Source organism: Pseudomonas sp. GL-B-26 (assembly GCF_019947405.1).
GTDB lineage: Bacteria > Pseudomonadota > Gammaproteobacteria > Pseudomonadales > Pseudomonadaceae > Aquipseudomonas.
In genome coordinates this window covers 1-1,554 of the sequence record NZ_JAGYGJ010000102.1, presented here as the reverse complement: position 1 = coordinate 1,554, position 1,554 = coordinate 1, and the positions used below count along the sequence as shown (strand labels likewise).

The window sequence follows — 1,554 nt, the reverse complement described above, 5'->3', positions numbered from 1 at the left end:
GGCTTGCTCGCGAAGGGGCCATGTCAGTCAACATTGATAGTGACTGACACACCGCCTTCGCGAGCAAGCCCGCTCCCACAGGTTCTTTAGCAGTCAGGCAATTATGTGGCTTCCTGGAAATCCATCTCCGGTGGCTGACGACGGAAGCCGCCGGTCAGCACCGCCAGGTACACCACGCCAATCGCCAGCCAGCTCAGGCCCAGATAGATCGCCAGGTGATCGAGGCTGACCATCAGCCACAAATCCGCCGCCAGGCCGATAAACGGGAACAGCAGGAACAACACGAATTCACGCAGCCCTTTGCTCTCACCGCCGATCCAGTAGTGAAAGATCACCGACAGGTTCACCAGGCTGAACGCCAGGAACGCGCCGAAGTTGATGAACGAGGTTGAGGTGGTGACGTCCAGTTTCAGTGCCAGCAAGGCGACCACGGCGCACAGCAGGATGCTGTTGACCGGCGTGCCAAAGCGTTCATGCAAAGTGCCGAAGAACGATTTTGGCAGCACACCGTCACGGCCCATGGCGAACAACAGCCGCGAGCCGCTGGCCTGCGCCGACAAGCCCGACGCGAACTGGCCGACGATCAGACCGATCAGGAAGATCGACACGAACAGGTCACCACCAATGTTGCGGGCAATTTCATAGGCCGCGGAGTCGACGCTGTCGAACTGGAACGACGGATGCGCGATCTGCACGAAGTACGACACTCCGACAAAGATCAGCCCGCCGATCAGGGTGATCAGCATGATCGCTCGCGGGATGGTGCGGCGCGGGTCGCGGGTTTCTTCGGTCAGGGTACTGACCGCGTCAAACCCCAGGAATGAATAACAGGCGATGGCTGCGCCGCTCATGATCAGCGGCATCTGCATGTCACCGTTGAAGAACGGTTTGACCGACCACAACGGCGTGCTCGCATCGCCACCGACGTAATGAACACACAGCGCAACGAAGGCGATCAGTACCAGGAACTGCACCAGCATCAGTAACGCGTTGATGCCGTTGGCCAGTTTCAGACCGACGATGTTGATCGCACTGGTGATGCCGATGAACGCCAGCACCCAGATCCACTGCGGCACGGCCGGGAAGGCGGAGTTGAGGTAAGCCGCACCGATCAGCCAGATCGCCATCGGCAGGAACAGGTAGTCGAGCAGCACGGCCCAACCGGCGATGAAACCGAGTTTCGGGCTGATCGCCTTGCGGACATAGCTATAGGCCGAGCCAGCGACGGGAAACGCCGAGGCCATTCGACCGTAACTCATCGCGGTGAAAAACATCGCCACCAGCGCCGCCAGGTACGCGGCCGGGACCATGCCGGCGGTGGATTGAGCGAGGATGCCAAAGGTGCCGAGCACGATGATCGGCGTCATGTAGGCGATGCCGAACAGCACCACCGAACCCAATGACAGGGTGCGTTGCAAACGAGCCATGAGCGACTACTCCGAATTTATTAGATTTATGGCAGAGCCGAGTTCGGCAAAAATTTACGTCTACTTCAAAAGCCACCCCTCACCCCAGCCCTCTCCCCAAAGGGGAGAGGGGGAAAGGGGGAAAGGG

At 59.6% G+C, this 1,554-nt stretch carries 1 protein-coding gene; it reads right to left on the bottom strand.

Translation table 11 applies throughout. The features are described 5' to 3' along the window. Positions 1-101: 101 nt before the first annotated feature. Positions 102-1,427, bottom strand: a complete 1,326-nt coding sequence (locus KGB23_RS30065) for an APC family permease (protein ID WP_223433701.1) — start codon at positions 1,425-1,427, stop codon at positions 102-104. Positions 1,428-1,554 lie beyond the last annotated feature (127 nt).

Coding starts and splice junctions, on each gene's coding strand:
- KGB23_RS30065 (WP_223433701.1), bottom strand. CDS start 1,427: ATGGCTCGTTTGCAACGCACCCTGTCATTGGGTTCGGTGGTGCTGTTC.